Source organism: Nocardia sp. NPDC056000, from assembly GCF_042269265.1.
Taxonomy (GTDB): Bacteria; Actinomycetota; Actinomycetes; order Mycobacteriales; family Mycobacteriaceae; genus Nocardia.
Genome location: NZ_JBHJXS010000008.1, coordinates 266,902 through 289,704, shown reverse-complemented (window position 1 = coordinate 289,704; position 22,803 = coordinate 266,902). Strand labels below are relative to the sequence as shown.

Annotated in this window: 23 protein-coding genes; 6 read left to right on the top strand and 17 right to left on the bottom strand. The window is 66.0% G+C overall.

Features of this window, described 5'->3' with window-relative positions:
- Positions 1 to 505: 505 nt before the first annotated feature.
- Positions 506 to 1,858 carry a GAF domain-containing protein gene (locus ACFC4D_RS24745; RefSeq protein ID WP_364642629.1) on the bottom strand — a complete coding sequence of 451 codons (1,353 nt, stop codon included), beginning with the start codon at positions 1,856 to 1,858 and terminating at the stop codon, positions 506 to 508.
- A 167-nt stretch (positions 1,859 to 2,025) separates the two neighbouring features.
- Between ACFC4D_RS24745 and ACFC4D_RS24740 the strand changes: the two genes are divergently transcribed.
- On the top strand, positions 2,026 to 3,273 hold the full coding sequence (locus ACFC4D_RS24740) for a cytochrome P450 (protein WP_376066852.1): 1,248 nt from the start codon (positions 2,026 to 2,028) through the stop codon (positions 3,271 to 3,273).
- Here the strand turns inward: ACFC4D_RS24740 and mftF are convergent.
- A complete protein-coding gene (gene mftF / locus ACFC4D_RS24735; protein ID WP_364642635.1) occupies positions 3,247 to 4,647 on the bottom strand; it encodes a mycofactocin biosynthesis glycosyltransferase MftF in 1,401 nt (466 codons plus the stop codon). The genes ACFC4D_RS24740 and mftF overlap by 27 nt on opposite strands.
- A gap of 193 nt (positions 4,648 to 4,840) precedes the next feature.
- Here mftF and mftR2 point away from each other — a divergent pair, with 193 nt between their 5' ends.
- Both mftR2 and ACFC4D_RS24725 read left to right on the top strand, forming a co-directional pair.
- On the top strand, positions 4,841 to 5,464 hold the full coding sequence (mftR2, locus tag ACFC4D_RS24730; RefSeq protein ID WP_375964527.1) for a mycofactocin system transcriptional regulator MftR2: 624 nt from the start codon (positions 4,841 to 4,843) through the stop codon (positions 5,462 to 5,464).
- A gap of 73 nt (positions 5,465 to 5,537) precedes the next feature.
- Positions 5,538 to 6,593, top strand: coding sequence for a 2Fe-2S iron-sulfur cluster-binding protein (locus tag ACFC4D_RS24725; RefSeq protein ID WP_375964525.1), 1,056 nt, complete (start codon positions 5,538 to 5,540; stop codon positions 6,591 to 6,593).
- A 66-nt stretch (positions 6,594 to 6,659) separates the two neighbouring features.
- Here ACFC4D_RS24725 and ACFC4D_RS24720 read toward each other — a convergent pair whose 3' ends face one another.
- From ACFC4D_RS24720 to ACFC4D_RS24695, 6 genes are all read right to left on the bottom strand, one after another.
- Positions 6,660 to 7,196: a transglycosylase SLT domain-containing protein gene (locus ACFC4D_RS24720; protein ID WP_364642644.1), complete on the bottom strand. Its 537-nt coding sequence runs from the start codon at positions 7,194 to 7,196 to the stop codon at positions 6,660 to 6,662.
- 223 nt (positions 7,197 to 7,419) lie between these two features.
- On the bottom strand, positions 7,420 to 8,160 hold the full coding sequence (locus ACFC4D_RS24715; RefSeq protein WP_376066850.1) for a DNA alkylation repair protein: 741 nt from the start codon (positions 8,158 to 8,160) through the stop codon (positions 7,420 to 7,422).
- A gap of 121 nt (positions 8,161 to 8,281) precedes the next feature.
- Positions 8,282 to 9,505 (bottom strand): hypothetical protein, encoded by a 1,224-nt coding sequence (locus ACFC4D_RS24710; RefSeq protein ID WP_376066848.1) that lies wholly within the window; start codon positions 9,503 to 9,505, stop codon positions 8,282 to 8,284.
- A gap of 93 nt (positions 9,506 to 9,598) precedes the next feature.
- The gene (locus ACFC4D_RS24705) at positions 9,599 to 10,825 is read right to left on the bottom strand and encodes a lipase family protein (RefSeq protein WP_376066846.1); all 1,227 of its coding nucleotides are present in this window, start codon (positions 10,823 to 10,825) and stop codon (positions 9,599 to 9,601) included.
- 89 nt (positions 10,826 to 10,914) lie between these two features.
- On the bottom strand, positions 10,915 to 11,535 hold the full coding sequence (locus ACFC4D_RS24700) for a TetR/AcrR family transcriptional regulator (protein WP_375964515.1): 621 nt from the start codon (positions 11,533 to 11,535) through the stop codon (positions 10,915 to 10,917).
- 5 nt (positions 11,536 to 11,540) lie between these two features.
- The gene (locus ACFC4D_RS24695; protein ID WP_375964512.1) at positions 11,541 to 11,891 is read right to left on the bottom strand and encodes an SPW repeat protein; all 351 of its coding nucleotides are present in this window, start codon (positions 11,889 to 11,891) and stop codon (positions 11,541 to 11,543) included.
- A gap of 155 nt (positions 11,892 to 12,046) precedes the next feature.
- Between ACFC4D_RS24695 and ACFC4D_RS24690 the strand changes: the two genes are divergently transcribed.
- Complete coding sequence (locus ACFC4D_RS24690; RefSeq protein ID WP_376066843.1) at positions 12,047 to 13,270, top strand: NAD(P)/FAD-dependent oxidoreductase; 1,224 nt, start codon at positions 12,047 to 12,049, stop codon at positions 13,268 to 13,270.
- A 25-nt stretch (positions 13,271 to 13,295) separates the two neighbouring features.
- Here the strand turns inward: ACFC4D_RS24690 and ACFC4D_RS24685 are convergent, their stop codons facing one another.
- On the bottom strand, positions 13,296 to 13,634 hold the full coding sequence (locus ACFC4D_RS24685) for a DUF1330 domain-containing protein (RefSeq protein ID WP_375964508.1): 339 nt from the start codon (positions 13,632 to 13,634) through the stop codon (positions 13,296 to 13,298).
- A gap of 153 nt (positions 13,635 to 13,787) precedes the next feature.
- On the opposite strand from ACFC4D_RS24685, the gene ACFC4D_RS24680 reads away from it, so the two are divergent.
- Both ACFC4D_RS24680 and ACFC4D_RS24675 read left to right on the top strand, forming a co-directional pair.
- Positions 13,788 to 14,570, top strand: coding sequence for an aspartate/glutamate racemase family protein (locus tag ACFC4D_RS24680; RefSeq protein ID WP_364642668.1), 783 nt, complete (start codon positions 13,788 to 13,790; stop codon positions 14,568 to 14,570).
- 40 nt (positions 14,571 to 14,610) lie between these two features.
- Positions 14,611 to 14,835 carry a hypothetical protein gene (locus tag ACFC4D_RS24675; protein WP_375964506.1) on the top strand — a complete coding sequence of 75 codons (225 nt, stop codon included), beginning with the start codon at positions 14,611 to 14,613 and terminating at the stop codon, positions 14,833 to 14,835.
- Here the strand turns inward: ACFC4D_RS24675 and ACFC4D_RS24670 are convergent.
- The 8 genes from ACFC4D_RS24670 to hppD all read right to left on the bottom strand — a co-directional run bounded on the left by ACFC4D_RS24670 (position 14,805) and on the right by hppD (position 22,724).
- Positions 14,805 to 15,560, bottom strand: a complete 756-nt coding sequence (locus tag ACFC4D_RS24670) for a carbon-nitrogen hydrolase family protein (protein WP_376066841.1) — start codon at positions 15,558 to 15,560, stop codon at positions 14,805 to 14,807. The genes ACFC4D_RS24675 and ACFC4D_RS24670 overlap by 31 nt on opposite strands.
- A gap of 76 nt (positions 15,561 to 15,636) precedes the next feature.
- On the bottom strand, positions 15,637 to 16,827 hold the full coding sequence (gene tuf, locus ACFC4D_RS24665; protein ID WP_375964502.1) for an elongation factor Tu: 1,191 nt from the start codon (positions 16,825 to 16,827) through the stop codon (positions 15,637 to 15,639).
- 85 nt (positions 16,828 to 16,912) lie between these two features.
- Entirely contained in the window at positions 16,913 to 19,018 is a 2,106-nt protein-coding gene (fusA, locus tag ACFC4D_RS24660; protein WP_364642680.1) for an elongation factor G, read from the bottom strand.
- 185 nt (positions 19,019 to 19,203) lie between these two features.
- On the bottom strand, positions 19,204 to 19,674 hold the full coding sequence (rpsG, locus tag ACFC4D_RS24655) for a 30S ribosomal protein S7 (protein WP_364642683.1): 471 nt from the start codon (positions 19,672 to 19,674) through the stop codon (positions 19,204 to 19,206).
- 1 nt (position 19,675) lies between these two features.
- The gene (gene rpsL / locus ACFC4D_RS24650; RefSeq protein ID WP_019049359.1) at positions 19,676 to 20,050 is read right to left on the bottom strand and encodes a 30S ribosomal protein S12; all 375 of its coding nucleotides are present in this window, start codon (positions 20,048 to 20,050) and stop codon (positions 19,676 to 19,678) included.
- A 279-nt stretch (positions 20,051 to 20,329) separates the two neighbouring features.
- A complete protein-coding gene (locus ACFC4D_RS24645) occupies positions 20,330 to 20,887 on the bottom strand; it encodes a DUF3558 domain-containing protein (protein WP_376066838.1) in 558 nt (185 codons plus the stop codon).
- A 14-nt stretch (positions 20,888 to 20,901) separates the two neighbouring features.
- Positions 20,902 to 21,435, bottom strand: a complete 534-nt coding sequence (locus ACFC4D_RS24640) for a DUF3558 domain-containing protein (RefSeq protein WP_364642690.1) — start codon at positions 21,433 to 21,435, stop codon at positions 20,902 to 20,904.
- Positions 21,436 to 21,527: 92 nt separating this feature from the next.
- A complete protein-coding gene (hppD, locus tag ACFC4D_RS24635) occupies positions 21,528 to 22,724 on the bottom strand; it encodes a 4-hydroxyphenylpyruvate dioxygenase (RefSeq protein ID WP_376066835.1) in 1,197 nt (398 codons plus the stop codon).
- Between the last annotated feature and the right edge of the window lie 79 nt (positions 22,725 to 22,803).

The window sequence follows — 22,803 nt, the reverse complement described above, 5'->3', positions numbered from 1 at the left end:
CAGAGCCTCCTCGATTTGCCCGAATTGCTTTGTGGCCGAACGCTTTCGGGCATCGCGAAATAGACCTGTGCGTGCCGGTGGGAAACCGGCCGCCAGGTCGCGGAAAACCGCACTGCCCTGGGTGATTCGACGAATGCGCGGCGTCGGGGATGACGCTTTCGCGCGTGATTCCTACTGGTTCTCGCTCCGGCCGGGTGCCCGTTGTCCTCGGCCGGGATGCGGGTGCCTCCGGGTCATCCGCATCGGTTTGTCGTGCTGTCGATCTCCTCCAACTTCACCGCGCCCACTCGATCTTGGTGAGCGATGCCCTGTCGCCTGCATCACATGGATGCCGTCCATGCATTGCGAAGACTAGGGGCAAAGTGAATAAAACGGAACTTTTTCCCGAAAAAAAGTTGGACGAGCGTCTAGTTGGTTCCGGAGATTACGCGGAGACCGCAGAGAATGTGGGTGCAACCACATGGCGAGGCCAACGTGTGACCGAGCGCACTTTCGGTTGCGAAGACTATGAGTCGAAACGTTGCATCTGCGTTGCATCGGCGCCCATGCGCCGATCGAGCACGCGAATCTTCGCCTCGATCTGTGAATACAGTGGCGAATCACGGTCGACGGTCGATCGATACACCGCCCACGCGGCCGCATCGTCCCGGCCTTCCGCACCCGCGGTCCACTTGCTCAGGACCGCCGCTTCACCGGAACGCAACACGGCGGTCCGCAGGCGCACTCGCAATTCATCGCGAATGTCTATAACTCCCGGCGCATTCGAACGCGGCAGCGCCGGACCCGCATAGAGCCGCACCGCCGCATCGACGTCCCCGGAATCCAGGGCGGCCCGCAAAGCCTCCACATCCGTGGCGATCGGAACACGCAAACGGTAAGGGCGCGAACCGAACACATTCGGACCCACCACCGACCGCAACCGCGACATGGCGGCGCGAATCGTGGCGTTGTCCAGATCCGCGTCATCGAGCAGCAGCGCCAGATGATCCGCGGACAAACCCTCGGGATGTTCGGCCAGCAGCAACAGGATCTCGGCATGGCGCTGCGACAACGGAACTCGCTCACCCGCCACCGTCAACTGCGGCTGGCCCAGGCCCAGCACCTCGAGACCCAGGCGCTCGGGCATCGGGGCGTCCGCACCCGCACGGCGATCATGACCCGAACGCACCGCCGCCAGCAGCAGATCCATCTCCGCCGCCGTCGCCGCCGCCTTCACCAGCGCCAGAATCTCCGGGCGCGCGACCCGCACCCCACCCGCGATCATCAGCACACCGACCAGGCGGCCGTCCGGATCGTGAACGGGCGCGGCCGCACCGGTGATCTGATGCATGCGATGCAGGAAATGCTCCGGACCGTGAATCCACGCGGCGCGACCGGTACGCACCACCAGCCCAACGGCATTGGTGCCCACCCGGCGCTCGCTCAGATCATTGCCCTCGCGCAAACCGGCATCGGCCGCCGCCTGCACACGATCGGGATTACCGTGCACCGACAGCACCCGGCCGAATTGATCGGCGATGACGACGATCAGACCGGTACTGGTCGCGTCGCGCAGCAGCAGCTTGTCCACCAGGGGCATGACCGCCGCGATCGGGTGCGCGTCGCGATAACGTTCGAGATCAGCGCCGCGCAGTCCGCGGCCGTCGTTGTCGTCCATGGGATCGACGCCGCCGCGCACACTGCGCAGCCACGACTCGAGCACCATCGGTCGCAACAAACCAGGCAGCTGACCCAATTGTTCGCCGCCCACACTGAGATATCCGTGGGCTTGCGCGGCATAGGCCTCGAGCGCACCCAACTGAGTGCCCGGTTCGGCACCGTGCTGCGGACTGCTCCCACCTGCGAGATTGCTGACCATTTGCCTTTCTTTCCGTACCCGAAGAGTACCGACCGGCTACCGCACACAAGTACGAGACCGATCGTTTGTCCCGCAGGTCACACCGGAAACCGAACCACGCAGAATGTGAGCCCCGTCTAATTGCGGATCCGCCACGGGACTGCGTCATACGGTGTAAGCACGGGGTTGTGGACGATATCGACCTGACCGCACTGGACCTCTTCACGGCCGGGTTTCCACACGCGCACTTCGATCGGCTCCGGGGAAACGCCCCGGTCCACTGGCATTCGCCCACCGCGCACACCCCCGACGGGGAAGGCTTCTGGGTACTGAGCCGGTACGCCGATATCGTCACCGCGGCCGGGGATTCCGGCACCTACTCCTCACAGGGCGGCGGAAACCGTTCCGGCGGCGGCACACTCATCGAAGACCTGCCCGCCGACTGGGCCGCCGGAGTTTTGCTCAACATGATGGACGACCCTCGGCACGCACGCGTACGACGCCTGTTGGCACCGAGCGTCGCACCGCGCACGCTGCGGCTGATCGAGGACGAGTTGCGCGAGCGGGCCGATGCCATCGTCGCGGCGGCGGTCGCCAAGGGCGAATGCGATTTCCTGATCGACCTCGCCGCGGAGCTACCGCTGCAGGCGGTCGCGCAATTGCTGGGCGTGCCGCAGGAAGACCGGCATCGACTGTTCGGCTGGGCGAATGTGGCGCTGGACTACCAGGATCGCGAACTCGGCGAAATCACCGAGCGCACCCGGCAGGCCGTTGCGGAGACCCGGGCCTACGGGACGCGGTTGCTGGCGGCCAAGAAACGCGATCCCGCGGACGATCTGATGTCACTGGCCGCCACCGCGACCATCGACGGCGCACCGCTCTCGGATATGGAACAGGCCATGCTGTTCAGCCTGCTCATCGCCGCCGGGAGCGAAACCACCAGGAACTCCGTCGCATTGGGCATGGCAGCGCTCATCGAACGGCCCGAGCTCTGGCGCGCGCTCCAGCGGGATCGCACGCTGCTGGACGGTGCCGTCGAGGAGATATTGCGCTGGGCCTCCTCCACGCCGTACAACCGGCGCACCGCCACCCGCGACCACGAACTGCACGGACAGCGGATCCGCGCCGGGGACAAGATCACCCTCTGGTGGGCCTCCGCCAATCGCGACGCGGCGGTCTTCGCCGACCCGCACCGCTTCGACATCACCCGAAAACCCAACCCGCACCTGGCATTCGGGCGCGGCGGGCACTTCTGCCTCGGTGCGGCGCTGGCGCGGATGGAGATGCGCGTGGTGTTCACCGCACTGCTCGATCAGGTCGACGGCGTCGAACTCACCGGGCCGATCGAATACACGCGCAGCAACAAACACACGGGCGTGCGGCATATGCCGGTGCGGTTGACCGCGAAATCAGTTGGGGGGCAGGGTGGGTCGTAGGGCGGCGAGATCGCGGAGTTTGGCCGCGCCCCACCAGAGGCCGGTGCCGTAGGCCACGTCCTCCAGGCGTTTGCAGGCCACGTAGCGGGTCGGGTCCAGGCTGCCGGTCTCGCGGTGGATGAACCAGTCGGCCAGACCGTCGGCCACCGCGATCGTCACCGCGAGGTGGCGGATGCGGCGCGAGCACAGCATGCCGAGCAGGGTCACCGGCCAGTAATGGCGGCACAGGGACGACGCCAAACGCCATAGGCCGCCGGAGAATCCGCGCGCCATATATATGGCGGAGACCCGGGTCGGGTTGTCGAGTTCGGCGAAGACGCGGCGTAATCGGAAGAGCGTGGCCACCAGGGTGAGCACACCGCCGACCGCACCCCAGCGGGTCAGGGTGCCGAAGAGCAGTGCGGCCACGGCCGTCCAGATCGGAATCGACAGCGGTGCGGCCATACCCGCGTGCCGCTGGCCCAGCGGCGCTACCCCGGTGCCGTGGGTCACCTTGTGCGCGAACCACTTTCGCAGCGAGACCGGATTGCTGTGCGCCACCCGGGCGGCCGGTTCGTAGCGCAGCCGCCAGCCCGCGCGATCCAGCCGCCAGCACAGGTCGATATCGCCGCCCGCCGCCATGGACTCGTCGAAACCGCCCTCGGCCAGTAGGGCCAAGCGGCGCACCAGCAGTGCGGTGCTCGGCACGTACGGCACCGGGCCGTGCGCCTGCACCGCCGATTCGCGGCGGCCGCGATGCAGCGAACCGCGGGTGTGCTCATAGCGGGCCAGCAGTGTGGAGTCCGGATCCATGGCCAGAATGCGCGGGGCCACCAGCGCCACCTTCGGATCGCTGAAATGTCCGAGCATGACCTCCAGCCAGCCGGTGCGCGGCACCACATCCGGATCCAGGAAGGCCACGAATTCGGTCGAGGCGCAGCGCAATCCGAAATTGCGGGCGGCGGCCGGGCCGTAGCGTTTATCGCGGCGCAGCACGGTCACCCGGCAGCGATTGGCGCGCGCCACCGGAATTCGAACCGGTCGGTCTGATCCGTCATCGACGACGATCACCGCATAACCGCGCAAAGCGGACAGCAACCGAGTCAGACCATCCGGATCATTGTGCACCGGAACGATAACCGTGACGTCCTCCAGCGAAGGCAGCAACCGCGGCCGCGGATTACCGACACCGGAATCGAGCAGACGTCTGGCAACCCGGGCGGAAGTAGGGTCCTTAACTTCGAGGTACCCGTCACCGATCATGGCCGCAGCCTCCGGCGCAAGGCGGAGCAACCGGTTCGGCGTGCCGCCGACCAGGAACCGTCCACCGGAGTAAGTGCGCACCCGCGGATCGATTCGCACCCCGAAACCATCGGGAAGGCGATCATGGCGCATTCCTGAAATGCTAGGTCAGCACACCACCGGCAATCATGATTGGCGCGCCGCTCACTATCACCGATAGTCCATAAGTCCGTGCGGATCACAGTGGCGGAACCGGTCGAACACCCGGCGCTCTACACTGCGGGGGCGGAAAAACCGGCAGGTGAACAGGCAGGAACGGAAATCCGGTGGCATGGGAGTAGGACGTATGCAGACCAGCGGGGGCGGGAGTAACACTCTCTCCGAAGCAGAGATCGTCGAAGCCGCATTGCGGGTGGTTCGTCAGGACGGCGTGGAAAAACTCTCCATGCGCCGGCTCTCGCGCGAACTCGGCGTCTCCCCGATGGCTCCCTATTACTACGTCGCCGACAAGCGCGAGCTACTCGATCTCGTCGCCACCGCCGCCCTCACCGGAGTACGCAAGCAGCCACCCGAATTCGGGCCCTGGCAAATGCGATTGCGCGACCTCATCGATCAGATCGACGAAAAACTGCGCAGGCACCCGGGACTCGGCGATGTACTGATCGAGCAGATGCTCGGCAAACAGCTCGACCTGATCGCCGCGGTGATGGAGATCCTGTTCGACGCCGGATTCAACGAACGCAATGTGCTCGCCGCCTATGCGACCATCCACACCTATCTGTTCGGGCGCAGCAAAGTGAATCCGCGCGATCGCGGGGCACTGCAGGATCGGGCGCTGCCCGAGGCGGTGGAAAGAGCCATGAAACACCTGGGCGACCTGCGCGGAAAGTATTCCTACGACTTCTCGATGGATGTGCTGGTCGCCGGTCTCGAGGCTCAGCTTGTCCGGCAGCGAGACAGCACCGTATAGTTAAACTAGAACACGTTCTAGTTTGGGCACACTGGGCCGGAATCGCTTACCGCGCCGGGTTCGAGAGGACACTATGACCACCGTCGACGTACCGCACAGCTCACGATCGGTTGTGCTGCGGGTCTCCGCGGTCATCAATGAGACAGCCGACGCCGTATCGCTGGTATTCGACGTCCCCGAGGATATGCGCGAACGCTTCGCCTACCAGCCGGGCCAATTCCTGACCCTGCGCATTCCCAGCGACCTCACCGGGTCCGTCGCGCGCTGCTACTCGCTCGCCAGCTCACCCCACACCGACGACCAGCCCAAGGTGACCGTCAAGCGCACCGTCGACGGCTACGCCTCGAACTGGGTGTGCGACAACCTCGTCGCGGGCAGCGAGATCGAAGTACTGCCGCCCTCCGGCGTTTTCACGCCCAAGAACCTCGACGAGGATCTGCTGCTGTTCGCGGCGGGCTCCGGCATCACCCCGGTGATGTCGATCCTCAAGTCCGGGCTCGCGCGCGGCAACGGGCGCATCGTGGTCGTGTACGCCAACCGGGACCACGAATCGGTCATCTTCGCCTCGGAGCTCCGCGAACTCGCGGACAAGCATCCGCAGCGGCTCGTGGTCATCCACTGGCTGGAGCATCTACAGGGGCTGCCGACCGCCGACGCGCTCGCCACCCTCACCGCGCCCTACGCCGGGTACGAGGCGTTCATGTGCGGGCCCAAGCCGTTCATGGATCGGGTGCACGACGCGCTCGCGCAGAACGAGATGCCGCGCAACCGGACTCACGCCGAGGTGTTCAACTCGCTCTCCGGCGATCCGTTCGCCGATGTCGCGCCCAGCGAGATCAGCGAAGAGGAAGCCGCCGACGCGGCGACCGTCGAGGTCGAACTCGACGGGGAGACACACGAACTCACCTGGCCCCGCAGTCAGACGCTGGTCGACATCATGCTCTCCAAGGGCTTGGACGTGCCCTACTCCTGCCTCGAGGGCGAATGCGGCTCGTGCGCCTGCACCGTCGTGGAGGGCTCGGTCGAGATGGAGAACGCGGAGATCCTGGATCCCGAGGACATCGCCAACGGCTACATCCTCGGCTGCCAGGCGCGGCCGACGACGGATCGCCTGAAGATCCAGTTCTAGCTACCCAATTCTCGGAATTGGCCGCCGCGTCAGTGACGCGGCGGCCAATTTCGTTGGGAGACAGCCTCAGTAGGCCGAGAAGACGTTGGCGATGGTGCCGTAGCGGTGGGCCGCGTAGTTGCAGGCGGCGGTGATGTTGGCGACCGGGTCGTAGATATCCCAGGAGGTGCCTTCGACGTGGTACGCCTGGAAGGTGGGGTCGATGACCTGGAGCAGGCCCTTGGAGGGGATGCCCGCCGCCGCGTTCGAGTCGTAGAGGTTGATGGCGCGCGGGTTGCCGCCGGACTCGCGGATGATGTTCCGGAAGATGCTGTCGTAATCGCCCGGGATGTTGTTCTTGCCCATCACGTAGAGGGCGTTCTTGATCCAGCCGTCCAGATCATCGGTGAAGGTCGGCGGCAGCAGCTCGGTGTACGGCGCGGGCAGCGTCTGGGTGAACTGGCGGATCTGATCCTGCTGCGGCGCCGGCAGCGTGCGAGCGAACTGCTGAGCCTGCTCGACGGGCTGCTGCAGCTCCGCCGGGACGCCGGGGACATCGGCATGCGCCTGGACGGGCACCACCGCGAGCGCGGCGAGTACGGCTAGGGGAAACAGTTTTCGCATTCTGATGACCTGCTGACTTATGTGGTGAACACCGCCGCCGGAGGCGTCTCGGATCGCGGAGGATTCCGCATGAAGGTCGAGTACGTCCGGCTATAACCGGACGCGCGGTCTGTTCTTGGTAAGTCACAGAATGATTGCGCTAGGTTAACGTAAACTTAACTGAAGATGAACAGATGGATTGCACGGTGGGCGTGACTGTCACGCGTTCCACCGATTCCCCCGCTCAGCGCAGGGATCGATAGTGCGCCCGCTGCTCCGAAGTCAGGTGTTCTGTGGCGTAGCTCAAAGCTGTCCGGCCCATAGCTGGGGCGTGCGCGTCGAGAAATCCGGTGAGAATCGCGCGATCCACCCGCTTACCGATTTCGCGCAGCATCCAGCCCACCGCCTTCTGAATCAGATCGCGTTTGTCCTCGAGGAATCGCTCACACAGTTCCAGCGTGGTACCGGTATCCCCCGCCTTGATGAACGCGAAAGTCGTCAGCAAAGCCACCCGCCGCTCCCAGAGCGAATCCGCGGCCGCCAACTCGAACAGCACATCGCGCGGGCGCGCCAGCAACCACGGGCCCAGCACGAACTCCGCCGAAGCGTCCACCAGATCCCAGTTGTTCACCCGGCCACGACGCACCGCCGCCAAATACAGATCGGTGATCCGCTGCTGCGCCGCCACATCCGCACCCCTGGTGCGCGTGGCCCGCGCCATCTCCCCATTCAGAATGATCAGACCCGCCAGCCGATGCTCATGCACCGCACTGTCGAGCAATAGATCGATCTCCGAAAGCGGCATACCCGCGAACGGTTTCACCACCGCCCGCGTCTTGGGCACCCGCACCCCGATGAACACATCCCCCGCGCCGTACTCACCCGGCCCGGTTTTGAAGAAGCGCCGCAGATGCACGGCGTCCCCCGCATCGGCGACCTTCGACAATTCCCCCTGCACCGCCGCCGCGGTCAATTCACCAGTCACCCCACCATGATCGGGCAGGGCACCGACACCAACTCCGCTCCACGCCGGAGCGGTAAATCGTCAACCGGCATCATCGGGTCCCTGCTCCCGAATTCGGGAGCGCACCGGACGATGCGCGATATCAAGCGGTTTCAGCCGCGGCCTGTAACAGCACCTCGCCGAATCGGCGCATATGATCCGGGCCGCCGTACCAGGCCGCCACCAAATCCACCGCAGCCGTGCGCGTGCGGCGTGCTGCCTCGGCCAAATCAGCGACCGAACCGGCACCGGACTCCGCCGCCTGCGCCGCCACCTCCAGGTCATGGCTGGCGACCAGCAGGCCCATGATGTGGTGCAGATCGATATTGGGGGCGTCCTCGGCGCGGAACTGCCGGGCACGCTCACCATCGGCGTTCGGAACCGGCTGCGGCAGTTCGGGTTCCGGGGCGGCACGGCGGCCCGACGAGACGTTCGACCGCTCCGCCCGGCGCGAGATCCCGTTCGACTCCGGCGCGGCATGACCGGCGGGGGTGTTCACCTCCGGGGCGGCACGGCGTGCGGGCGCGTCGACCTCGGCGACCGCGCGGTGCGAGGAGCCCACGTCCGCGGCCGAATGCTGGGATGCGAGTTCGGGTTCCGGGGCCGCACGCCGAGACGGCAGGTCGGGTTCCGGAGCCGCACGCCGGGACGGGAGATCGGGCTCCGGAGCGGTGCGCCGGGAGGCGGGTTCCGGCTCCGGAATCGCACGCCAAGACGCGAGTTCGGGCTCGGGCGTGGCACGCCAGGAGGCGAGCTCCGGCTCCGGAATCGCACGCCGCGACCCGGGTTCGGGCTCCGCGAGAGCCTGCGGGGCGGAATCGGATTCGGCGGCCGCACGCCGCACCGCCGCCTCGAGCTCCGCCGCACGGCGCAGCGACGCCTCCAAATCCTGTGCGGCGCGGCGCGAGGATTCCAGATCCTGGGACGCGCGACGCGAATCCGCTTCGGTGATCGCGTGCCCATTGGTGGCCGGGGGGAAATCCGCCGTGAAGTTGGGCGCGGCATCGAAATCCTGCACCGAGCGACGCGCGGGCGTATCCACCTCCGGCGTCGACAGGCGCGGGGTCGACGCGAAATCCTGGACCGAACGCCGCTGCGGCGGATCCGATTCGGCGGTGCGGCGGGTCATCGGCGATGACCACTGCACCGGCTGTTCCGGCTGGTCCAGGGCGGTGCGCCCGAGGGTGGCGTGGGAGCCGGTATCGACGCCGGTCAGCGCCGGAGAGCCGTAACCGTTCGAATCGGCGCCATTCGGATTGGTGAGGCGGTAGTTCTCCTGACGCGAGTTCCGCGAAGAACTCGAGCCGTTGGTGAAATCGGCATCCATGGGCGACATTCTTACCGCTCCACCGTGGCCCATGCGAGTCGGGCCGCGGCGAAAGCGATTCACGAGCAACAGTATTGGGGGATTGACGGTATATCAGCAGTTCGACGGTGCGGGCTCACCCCGCAACCGCGCATCCACCCAGGCCAGCGCCGACGGCACCCCGAACACCGCGGCGGACAGGTGCTCGGGCGAGGCGTTCACATCCATTTGCAGCCGCACCCCCGCCGCACAATAGCGTCGATCGGTATTGACTATGGCATCCACCGGAATCAGCGGATCACTCGGCGAATGCCATTCGAACACCGGCATATTCGGCACCCCGTCGAACAGCTCCAGACTGTTCTCGCGCAGTACGTCCTGGACGCCCGGATCATCGATCATCGACGTACTGGCGGCGAATTCGCGAGCACTGTGACCGGCCCCGACGGCCATGATCTCATTCGTGCAGCCATTGGCCATGGCATCGCGCGCCGCCAGACCCTGACGATTCATCTGGGTGCTGATGGGCAGCCGATCCGGATACTCGCGCTCCAGGCCGATAGCCGCCGCCATCGCCAGACCGAAGGCCGGATGCGGTTGCCAGCCCAGCGAATTCACCATCTTCAGCATATTCATGGGCACACCGCCGGTGGCCGCGCCCGCGATGCGCAGATCCGGCGCGTACGACGGGGCCAGCGCGGCCGCCCACGCGGTCGCCATCCCGCCGCCGGAATAACCGGCCATCGCCACCGGACTGTTCGCCACCGCCAACTGCGGCAGCCGCTGGGCCGCGCGAATACCGTCCAGGGTGATCTGACCACCCAATTTGGCCGCGCCATAGGCGAAATTCGGGCCCAGATGATCCGGCAGCGCCACCGACCAGCCACGCCGCAGCGCCACATTCAAAGCGACCGATTCCTTGACGAACAGATTCGGGTCCGAGGTGTACAGCACCTTCGATACCGCGCACTGGCTGCCCAGGCCATTGATGATGTGCTGATACGACAGCAGCGGACCATCCGGGCGATGTTCGCGCGGAGTCAGCACGGTGGTGATCGCGGCAATCGGCGCGCCCCGCGAATTCGTGGAACGGAATTTGATCACCGTGACGGTGGTGTCCGGAAAGAACGGCAGCGGCGGCATGATGCGCGAATCCAGCACATCGCCGGGATCGTGCCGCGCCAGATCGGCGGGCTGCGCGTAGAACGGGTCCGGATCCGGTCTGGGGTATACGGGTTCCGCCGTGGCGGCCGGGGCGGCGATGATCACGCTCACCAGGACCGCCCCCACGAGCATGACCTTGCGTAGCAACCATCCGGACCGCATCCGCACCTCCACCATGATTTACCTCGTCGTGGTGCATTTTCTGCCCCACATCGAGTGTCACAGCGAAACGTTTCAGATGCTTCAGCGACACACCAGCAAATGAGTTAACCGAGCTGCGCCATACCGGCCGCGACCACCTGCGCGACAGTGAATATCTCGTCCGAGGTCGGCAGCGGCAGACCGTCCAGCGCATGTAGTCGATCAGTGCTCGCGATCGCGAACATGGCCGAGACGAAGGCCGCCGCACACGCCCGCAGGGTAGTGGGCTGCACCGGATCGGGCGCACTCGCCTGCAATACCCGCGCGGTGATATCGAGCATCTGATCGCGCATGCGGCGCAACTGTTTCCGGACGTCCGGGTGCGTATCCGCCTCCCGCCACATGATCACCCGCAACACCCCGGAGCGGGTATCCCGAAGATTCAGCGCCGCATCCAGATTCACCAGGCTCTTCACCGGATCGCCCGGGGCGACCAATGATTCGATGTCATCGATCGGCTGCGCCGGGACCCGCTCGGCCATCAACGCCGACAGAATGGCGTCCTTGGCCGGAAAGTAATAGAAGACCAAACCCTTGGGAACCCCGGCCGCCGCGGCGATCGCGGCGGTCGGGGTCGCATCAAATCCCTGTGCCGCGAAAAGCTTTTCGGCGGCATCGAGAATGAGCTGACGGGCGTCGCCGTCCAGCTTCCTGGTCCGGCGGCGCCCCGCTCCCGGTCGACGCATCTGCATCAGTGGCTGGCGCCCAGATGCAGACGGCCCGTCACCGCGGGCATGGCCGACAGTGCCATCACGACGCTCAGCGCGCCGACGACCCACGCGGTCCACGAGGCCCCGCTGTAGGAATCGAAGCTCATCACCCAGGGGGAGATGAACAGCAGTGCGCCCAGGACCAGCAGCGCGTAGTCGGCGATACCGCCGAGCAGATCGCCGATCAGGCCCAGACCGGTGAGGGCGATCAGCACGCCCAGCACGACCAGGGACCACAGGGCCTTGTCGTTGTGGCCGACCCACAGGGGCGACAGGGCGGCGACGGCGCCGAGGATAACGGTCACCGCGTGGGAGCGGCTCTCGGTGAACATGGGGTGCCTCCTAAAGGCTGAGGATATGTCCTACTTTCCGGTTTAGTCCTGATTGACCGCCCGATCAATAAACTCCCGGCTACGATTCAGCACCTGATCGGATGTGACCCGTGACACAGCGTCAAGGCCCCTCCGGAACCGATATGGTGAGCACCATGTCGCAATCGGTAGAACACGTTCTAATTGTCGGGGCCGGGCTGGCCGGACTACGAACCGCCGAAGAGTTGCGACGCGCAGGTTACGACGGGGAACTGACCCTGCTCGGCGACGAACCGCACGCACCCTACGACCGGCCCCCGCTGTCCAAACAGTTCGTCCGCGGCGAAATCGACGACACCGCCCTGCGGCCCGCCGAATTCTTCACCGAAAACCGCATCGACCTGCGCCTCGGAGTCACCGCCACGGGTGTGGACACCACCGCCCGGCGGGTACGGCTCGGCGACGGCGACACCATCGGCTACGACCAGCTCGTCATCGCCACCGGACTGCGGCCCCGGCGCATTCCCAGCTTCCCCGACGCGGCCGGCGTGCACGTACTGCGCACCCATGACGACGCCACCGGACTGCGTGAACAGCTGGCGGACGCGCGGCACGCGGTCGTCGTGGGCGCGGGATTCATCGGCTGCGAACTCACCGCCAGCTTCCGGGCGCGCGGAGTGGACGTGACCCTGGTGGAACCGCAGGCCACTCCCCTGGCTGCCGCGCTCGGCACCGAGATCGGTGAACTGGTGGCGCGCATGCACCGCGAAGAGGGCGTCGATGTGCGCTGCGGCGTCGGTGTCGACGCGCTGATAACCACCGAATCCACTGCGGGCCAGGATGATTCGCGACCGGCCGTGACAGGTGTGCGACTCGGCGACGGCAGCGTCGTGGACGCCGATCTCGTCGTCATCGGCGTCGGCTCGGTACCCGTCACCGAATGGCTCGCCGACTCCGGCATCCCGCTCGCCGCACCCGCCGAGGGCGGCGGCGTGCTCACCGATGAGAACGGGCACACCGGCGTCGACGGCGTCTGGGCCGTCGGCGATGTGGCGGCCTGGCGCGGCGCGCACGAAGCCGGGCGCAACCGGCGCGTCGAACACTGGACCAATGCGGGCGAACAGGCGCAGCTGCTGGCCGCCGCGCTGCTCGGTGCCGAACCGCCCGCCGCCGTCCGGGTTCCGTACGTGTGGAGCGATCAGTACGACGTCAAGATCCAGGTGCTCGGCACCCCCGCGCTCGCCGACGAGGTACAGATCGTGGAGGACAAGGGCCGCAAATTCCTGGCCCATCTGTTCCGAGACGGCACCCTGGTCGCGGTGGTCGGCGCGGGCATGACCGGCAAGGTGATGAAGATGCGCGGGCAGCTCGCGGCCGCGCGCCAAACCCCGGTCGGCTGAGGTCGATTCGACAGCTCGGGCGCGATCAGGCGCGGGCGCGCAGCTTGGCGGCGCGCTCGCTCGGGTCGTAGTCCGGGCCGACGCCCTCGATCAACAGAAGGTCACCGTCGATGTGATCCGACCGCAAATGCAAGATCTCTTGATACGCGGGCGAGCGGTACCAGGCCCGCGCCCGTTCCATACTCGGGAACTCCAGCAGCACCATGCTGCCCGGCCACTCCCCCTCCACCACCTCCACCGGCTCGCCGTGAATGACGAACCGGCCGCCGAACGGATCCAGGGTGTCCTGAATACGTTCCAGATACTCCAGAATCTCCGGATGCGGTCGCCGAACCCGCAGATGCGCGAACCCATACGCGGACATGAGGCACTCCTTCGCTCGAACCGGCCGCCAATCGACGGCGACCGCCTCGAACGCTAGAACCACCCCGCGCCGAACCCAATTACCTCGCAGGTAAAGCCGCAATCCGGACCCGCGGTTCGCGAGGGACCGGAGCCCTTCACTACCGTGGCAGGTGTGATCGTCGCGCTCATCGATTCCGGACTCGGGATGCTGCCCACAGGGGCGTGGTTGCGCAAGCTGCGGCCCGATATCGATCTACTGCTGCAAATGGACCCCGACGGCGCGCCCTGGGGACCCAAACCCGAGCCGTGGGTGATCGACCGCGTGCTCGAAACCGCCCGCGCCTCCCTGCGCGAAGGCGCGGAAGTCATTGTGGTGCCCTGCAATACGGCCAGCGTCACCGCACTGGAACCGCTGCGCGCCGAAGTCGGGCCCGGCGTACCGGTCATCGGCACCGTCCCGGCCATCAAACCCGCCGCCGCGGCCTGCCGGAAAGTGGCCGTCTGGGCGACCGCCGCCACCACCGCCAGCGCCTACCAGGCCGACCTCATCGCCCGGTTCGCGGGCGAGGCCGAGGTCACCGGGGTCGCCTGCCACGGACTGGCCGACGCCATCGACCGCGGCGATCTGCCCGCCGTCACCGCGGCCATCACCAGCGCCGCCGCACGCACCCCCGCCGACACCGAGGGCATCGTGCTGGGCTGCACGCACTATCCCCTGGTCATCGACGCCATCCTGGCCGCGCTGCCGCCGGGCATCCGGGTCTTCGACAGTGCCGAAGCCGTTGCCGCCCAAACCCTGCGGCGTATGGACGCGCTCGGCCGCCCCACCGCGGGCACCGCCGTCACCCGGGTGCTCACCAGCAACCGCCCCGGCGTCATGCCTGCCGCCGCGGCGGCCTTCGACTCCGGCCGCCTGCTCGGCGCACAACGACTCGGTTCGGTACCCACCGCCTGAATCGGCGTTTGGCCTGCTCGGATTCGGGCAGGTCTGCACTATGAGCACAGCAGGACGAGAGGAAGAACGCCCGGCCGTCCCCGAGCCGGAGGTCACCGACGAGAATCGGGCGGAGGCGGCTCGCATGTCCGAAACCTATGCCGACAACCGGCCGATGACGATACTGCCGGGCACCGGCGGCATGATCTCGGGGACGGCGATATCGGACTGGGTCGACGATAACGGCGACCCCATCTACGGCCGGGACGAACCCGCCGGGGACTGAACCCCCAGCGTCGCGACCACCAGATCCGCGCCCGGATCCGCACGGGCGAACAGCATGCCGTCCGGCGACCAGATACCGCTGCCACCGGTGGTGCGATTACCCTCGAACTCACCCGTGTACGCGGAAAGAACTGTCCAGCAATTGTTTTCGACGGCTCGCGCACTCATATGGCCATCCCGGCGGATTTCCTTGCCGGACAGGTAGAGCGCGCCCGCCAGATAGATCTCCGCACCCGCGGCCACCACTCCCGCCGCGTGTTCGGGATAATTCACATCCGCGCAGATGGCCAGGCCGAGACGGTGGCCGTCGACCTCCAGCACCGTGAAATCGGTTCCGGGAGTGAATATTTCGGCTTCTATGCCGTGTAGATGCCGCTTGGCGTAGGTGGCGGCCAGCTCGCCGCGATCATCGAATACCAAGGCGGACAGGGTATATCCATTCTCGACCGCGAGTATTCCGCCGACGATGGCGTACACGCCATACCGCGCGCAGGCCGCGCGCAGCGGCTGCAATCGCGAATCATCTTCGCGCACAGCGAGTTCCGGAAGCCGGGTGGCGATCGATTCCAGCTCGTAGCCGGTCAGCGACAGCTCGGTGAACAGCACCACCCGCGCGCCCGCCGCCGCGGCATCGGCCAGCACGGCCGCGTGCGCGGCCACGTTCTGCTCGATATCGATGGGAACGCAGGGGATCTGAGCGGCGGCGAGAGTCAGCGGAGAGCGCACCGGGAAAGTCTTTCAGACAGCGAAAAGGGCCGCTCCCCAAGGGGAACGGCCCTTCTCAGCGATTCAGGAAACTAAATCACTTGATGATCTTGGTGACGCGACCGGCACCGACGGTGCGGCCACCCTCACGGATCGCGAAACGCAGGCCCTCGTCCATGGCGACCGGCTGGATCAGCTTGACGCTCATCTCGGTGTTGTCGCCGGGCATGACCATCTCGGTGCCCTCGGGGAGGGTAACGACGCCGGTCACGTCCGTGGTACGGAAGTAGAACTGCGGGCGGTAGTTGTTGAAGAACGGGGTGTGGCGGCCGCCCTCGTCCTTCGACAGGATGTACGCCTGGCCCTCGAACTCCGTGTGCGGAGTGGTGGTGCCCGGCTTCACGACGACCTGGCCGCGCTCGACATCTTCACGCTTGATGCCACGAACCAGCAGACCGACGTTGTCGCCCGCCTGGCCGTTGTCGAGCAGCTTGCGGAACATCTCGATGCCGGTGATGGTGGTCTTCGTGGTCTTCTCGCGGATGCCGACGATCTCGACTTCCTCGTTCACGTTCACGATGCCACGCTCGATACGACCGGTGACGACGGTGCCACGACCGGTGATCGTGAAGACGTCCTCGATCGGCATCAGGAAGGGCTTGTCGGTCTCACGGACCGGGTCCGGGATCGACTCGTCGACGGCGTTCATCAGCTCGACGATGGACTCGGCCCACTTCGGGTCGCCCTCGAGCGCCTTCAGACCGGAGACGCGCACGACCGGCGCATCCTCGTCGAACTCCTGAGCGGCCAGCAGTTCGCGGACCTCCATCTCGACGAGCTCGAGGATTTCCTCGTCGTCGACCATGTCCGACTTGTTCAGCGCGACCAGGATGTAGGGCACGCCGACCTGACGGGCGAGCAGCACGTGCTCGCGAGTCTGCGGCATCGGGCCGTCGGTGGCGGCCACGACCAGGATCGCGCCGTCCATCTGCGCGGCACCGGTGATCATGTTCTTGATGTAGTCGGCGTGGCCGGGGGCGTCTACGTGGGCGTAGTGGCGCTTCTCGGTCTGGTACTCGACGTGGGAGATGTTGATCGTGATACCACGAGCCTTCTCCTCCGGCGCCTTGTCGATCTGGTCGAACGCGAACGCCGCGTTCAGGTCCGGGTACTTGTCAGCCAGCACCTTGGTGATCGCCGCGGTCAGCGTGGTCTTGCCGTGGTCGACGTGACCAATGGTGCCGATGTTGACGTGGGGCTTCGTCCGCTCGAACTTCGCCTTCGCCACTGTGGTCCTCCTGGACTAGTTAGTGCGTGCTTTTTTTGCAGCAGTGCAGGTTTGAATAACTGGGGGTCGATCAGGAAACCGGAGGCTATTCGCCGGTCGCCTTGGCGATGATCTCCTTCGACACATTGGCCGGAACCTCTGCGTACGAATTGAACACCATGGAGAAGTTGGCCCGGCCCTGGGTCTTGGACCGCAGGTCACCGATGTAGCCGAACATCTCCGAAAGCGGAACCAGCGCCTTGACGACACGGGCACCACTGCGCTCCTCCATGGCCTGGATCTGGCCACGGCGAGAGTTCAGGTCGCCGATCACTTCGCCCATGTAATCCTCGGGCGTGATGACCTCGACCGCCATCAGCGGCTCGAGGATCACCGGACCGGCCTTGCGGGCCGCTTCCTTGAGGGCCGCGGAACCGGCGATCTTGAACGCCATTTCCGAGGAGTCGACCTCGTGGTAGGCGCCATCGAGCAGCGACGCGCTCACGTTCACCAGCGGGAAGCCCGCCAGCACGCCGTACTGCATGGCGTCCTGGATGCCGGCATCCACCGAAGGGATGTACTCGCGCGGAACGCGACCACCCGTGACCTTGTTCTGGAACTCGTAGGTCGCGCCGTCCTCGGCATCGACCAGCGGGGCCAGAGCGATGATCACGCGGGCGAACTGGCCCGAGCCACCGGTCTGCTTCTTGTGGGTGTACTCGTGCTTCTCGACCGTCTTGGTGATGGTCTCGCGGTACGCGACCTGCGGCTTACCGATGTTCGCCTCGACCTTGAACTCGCGCTTCATGCGGTCCACGTAGATGTCGAGCTGGAGCTCGCCCATACCACCGATGATGGTCTGGCCGGTCTCCTGATCCAGCTTCACATTGAAGGTGGGGTCCTCTTCGGCGAACTTCTGGATCGCGCCGCCGAGCTTCTCCTGATCGGCCTTGGTCTTCGGCTCGATCGCGACCTGGATAACCGGGTCCGGGAAGGTCATGGACTCCAGCACGATCTGGTTCTGCGGATCGCACAGGGTGTCACCGGTGGTGGTGTCCTTGAGGCCGATGACCGCGTAGATGTGGCCGGCGACGCCCTCGGGAACCGGGTTCTCCTTGTTGGAGTGCATCTGGAACAGCTTGCCCAGACGCTCCTTCTTGCCCTTGGTCGCGTTGATGACCTGGGCACCGGAGTCGACCCGGCCGGAGTACACGCGCACGTAGGTCAGCTTGCCGAAGAACGGGTGCGTGGCGATCTTGAACGCCAGCGCCGCGAACGGCTCGTCGACGGACGGCTTGCGGGTGAGGACTTCGTCTTCCTTGCCCGGCACGTGGCCCTGCACGGACTCGACGTCCAGCGGGGTCGGCAGGTAGTCGACGACGGCGTCGAGCATGGGCTGAACGCCCTTGTTCTTGAACGCCGAACCACACAGCACCGGGTACAGCTCGGAGGCCACGGTCATCTTGCGGATGGCGCCCTTGACCTCTTCGATCGAGAGCTCTTCGCCACCGAAGAACTTCTCCAGCAGCGCCTCGTCCGACTCGGCGACGGTCTCGAGCAGCTCCTGGCGGTACTGCTCGGCGCGCTCCTTGAGGTCGGCCGGGATCTCGACGACCTCGTAGGCCTCACCGAGCTTGGTGTCGCCGCGCCACACCTTGGCGTTGTTCTCGACCAGGTCGACGATGCCCTCGAAGGTATCCTCGGCGCCGATCGGGAGCTGGATCACCAGCGGGCGCGCGCCCAGGCGGTCCTTGATGGTCTGCACGGTGAAGTAGAAGTCCGCACCGAGCTTGTCCATCTTGTTGACGAAGCAGATACGCGGCACGTCGTACTTGTCGGCCTGACGCCACACCTGCTCGGACTGCGGCTCGACGCCCTCTTTACCGTCGAAGACGGCGACGGCGCCGTCGAGGACGCGGAGCGAACGCTCCACCTCGACGGTGAAGTCGACGTGCCCGGGGGTGTCGATGATGTTGATCTGGTTGTTGTTCCAGTAACAGGTCGTCGCGGCCGACGTAATCGTGATGCCGCGTTCCTGCTCCTGCGCCATCCAGTCCATGGTGGCGGCGCCATCGTGAACTTCACCGATCTTGTACGTGATGCCGGTGTAGAAGAGGATGCGTTCGGTCGTGGTCGTTTTACCCGCATCGATGTGGGCCATGATGCCGATGTTGCGGACCTTGTTCAGGTCTGTGAGCACTTCCTGTGCCACGGAAATCTTCCCCGCTCGTAGCTAGTTGGGAACTTCGGGAACGACCCTGGCTTCTCCAGCGGTCATCACTGTGTCAACGCCCGGCGCAGCAGGTGAGTGCCCTGTGAACAGGTGACTCGACCGCGGCGCCGGACTGTGACTCGACTCCCGGCCCATCCCCGGAAGGGGACGGGCCGGGCGTCCAATCACCAGCGGTAGTGCGCGAACGCCCGGTTGGACTCGGCCATCTTGTGGGTGTCCTCGCGACGCTTCACCGAAGCGCCCAGACCATTGCTGGCATCCAGCAGTTCGTTGGCCAGACGCTCGACCATGGTCTTCTCACGACGTGCGCGCGAGTAGTTGACCAGCCAGCGCAGCGCCAGGGTGTTCGCGCGGCCCGGACGGACCTCGATCGGCACCTGGTAGGTGGCGCCACCGACGCGGCGGGGCTTCACCTCGAGGGCGGGCTTGACGTTGTCCAGCGCGCGCTTGAGGGTGACGACCGGATCGGTGCCGGTCTTCTCGCGCGCCTGCTCGAGGGCGCCGTAGACGATGCGCTCGGCGGTGGACTTCTTGCCGTCCAGCAGGATCTTGTTGACCAGCTGAGTGACCAGCGGGGACCCGTAGACCGGGTCGTTGATCAGCGGACGCTTGGGTGCGGGGCCCTTGCGTGGCATATCAGCTCTTCTCCTTCTTGGCGCCGTAACGGCTGCGAGCCTGCTTGCGGTTCTTCACACCCTGGGTGTCGAGCGAACCGCGGATGATCTTGTAGCGCACACCCGGGAGGTCCTTCACACGACCGCCGCGAACGAGCACCATCGAGTGCTCCTGCAGGTTGTGGCCTTCGCCGGGGATGTACGCCGTGACCTCGACCGCGCTGGTCAGGCGAACACGCGCGACCTTACGCAGCGCGGAGTTCGGCTTCTTCGGGGTCGTGGTGTACACGCGGGTGCACACGCCACGACGCTGCGGGCTCCCCTTCAGGGCCGCGGTCTTGGTCTTGGAGACCTTGTCGCGACGACCCTTGCGGACCAGCTGGTTGATGGTTGGCATAGACCGGCTTTCCTTATTAGTAACCAGGTGTCTGGAACTTCATGTCTTGGTCATTCGAGCTTTCCGCCCAGTTCCCACGGCATTTCCTTGCCACGAGGTCGGGCGTGTCATGCGCAGCGCGTTTCCCGGAATCCGGGCACGCTGGAACGGTCAGCCGCTCTCGCTGGCCTACGTACTGCGCACAAACCTGCCCGAATGCTTCCGGGCACAGCGGTCCACGATACCCGCACGCTTTCAAGGGGGCAAAAAGGGGTCCCCGCACCGGGGCTGGTAAAGGGGCTATCGCGCGAGATTGAGGGTCAACTCCACCAGCTTGCGGGCCGCTTCGCACGGATCGCCGTGACTGGAACCGGCCCGATAGTTCACCCACCAGCCGACGATCCCGGTGTCGGCCGCGGGCGCGCTGACACCGCAGGAATCCGGGTCATTGGGGCGATGGGTCTCCAGTGAGCGACGGCCCTGCACGGTTATGTCATTGGTCACATATCCGAGCCGGTCGTTATTGGACTTCTCGTTCGCGAGCGAACCCTCCTCATACCAGCTGAGGGTCACCATGCCGCTGCCCGCCGTGCCGCCGGACAGATCCCACATGCAGACCGCGCCGTTGAAGGACGGGTTGGCATAGGTGCCCTCGCCGACGGTCTTTGCGATGTCGTCATTGGAGACGACCTCGCATTCGCGCAGCAGCTTGTCGAAATTGGTGTTGATCTTGCCGCCGCCGGTGCTCGTGGTCCCGCCCGCGGGGAGCGCGGTGCCGGGCACGGTGTTGCCGCAACCGGCGACCACGGTGGTCAGGGCCAGCACCGCGAGCAGCGCCGCGCCCCGGGTTCGCCGCATGCCCGTACTCCCCCTCATCCGAGCCGCTGCACGGTCAGTTCGGCCATCTTGTGGGTGCGGTCGCACGGATTGCCCAGATTGCCCGCACCGAAGACGCCGTAGGACATGGACCATTCGAAGAAGTCGTCATCGAGCTGGACCGCCAGATCGCAGACGCTGCCGCGCGGGTCCAGGGCCTGGAAGCCCTTCTTACCGCCGACGTCGATGGTCTGCGGATTGCGGCCGACGCTGGCCACCCACGCCTTCTCGCGATCGATGGGGCTGCCGCGGTAGGAGGCGAAGGTGACGCTCGCCGAGGTCATTCCGGCGGCCTGCCAATTGCAGCCGACCGCGTTCTTGAAGACCGAGGACACGGTGCCCAAACCGCCGATATCGCGTACTTCGTCGTCGGTGAGGTGGCCGCATTCGCCCACGAACGGACCCAGCGTGGCCACCTTCGGGGGTGGTCGCAAAGGTCCGCTGGGAGTGTCCGAATCGCCGCTTCCCCCACACGCCGACAGCAGCAACGCGAGGCTCAGCCCCGTGACGATCGCCGACGTCATCCGCATGGCGTGAACTCTACTGGGTTCGGCGCGAGCCGCTCGGCGGAGCGGCTCGCCACGCGGTCGCCATGCAGCTCAGGGCTTTCCGGTCGCGAACCTCACAGGTTTCCGCGGGCCTCCTGCTCGCGTTCGATGGCTTGGAAGAGGGCCTTGAAATTGCCCTTGCCGAAGCCGAGGGAACCGTGCCGTTCGATGAGTTCGAAGAAGACGGTGGGGCGGTCGGTGATGGGCTTGCAGAAGATCTGCAGGAGATAGCCGTCCTCGTCGCGGTCGACCAGGATGCCGCGGCTCTGCAGTTCCGCGACGGGGGCGCGGACGTGGCCGATGCGCGAACGGAGTTCGGCGTCTTCGTAATAGGTGTCGGGGGTGTCCAGGAATTCGACGCCCTCGCGGCGCAGGGTGTCGACGGCGGTGAGGATGTCACCGGTGGCGAGCGCGATGTGCTGGACGCCGGGGCCGCGATAGAACTCCAGGTATTCGTCGATCTGGGAACGCTTGCGGCTCACGGCCGGTTCGTTGAGCGGGAATTTGACGCGGTGATTGCCATTGGCGACCACCTTGCTCATGAGCGCGGAGTATTCGGTGGCGATATCGTCGCCGACGAATTCGGCCATGTTCTCGAATCCCATGACGCGGCGGTAGAACTCGACCCATTCGTCCATCTGCCCGAGTTCCACATTGCCGACCACGTGGTCGATGGCCTGGAAGACGCGCTTCGGTGCCCCCGGGCGGGGCTCGAAATTCGAACGGCGCGCGATGAAGCCGGGGAGATAGGGGCCGTCGTAGCGGGAGCGGTCGATGAGGGTGTGCCGGGTGTCACCGTAGGTGGCGATGGCGGCGGAGCGGACGGTGCCGAATTCGTCGGTGTCGTCGTGCGGTTCGATCAGGACGGTCGCGCCCTGTTCGCGGGCCCGGGCGATGCAGCGGTCCACGTCGGGGACCTCGAGAGCGATATCGGTGACGCCGTCGCCGTGCCGGTCGTGGTGGGCGATGAGCGGGCTGTCCGGGTCTACCGCGCCGCGCACCACGAAACGTGCTCCGCCGCTTCGTAATACGAAGGCCTTGTGGTCGCGGTTTCCGGTTTCGGGGCCGGAGTAGGCCTCCAGGCGCATGCCGAAGGCGGATTCCAGGAAGTGCGCGGTCTGGGTGGCGTTGCCGACCGTCCAGACCAGCGCGTCCCAGCCGATGACGGGGAAGGGGTCGGCGGCCGCGTCGTGATCGATCAGCCCGACCAGTTGGCGGAGATCATCGGACTCTGTCTCGGCGAGCCGCTGTGCAGCAACCTCGATGCTCATGTGTCCAGCAAATCGTCACGGGGGTCAGCTGAGCAATATCGGCGAGTTCGAGTAGACACCCTGGCGGATTACGCCACCA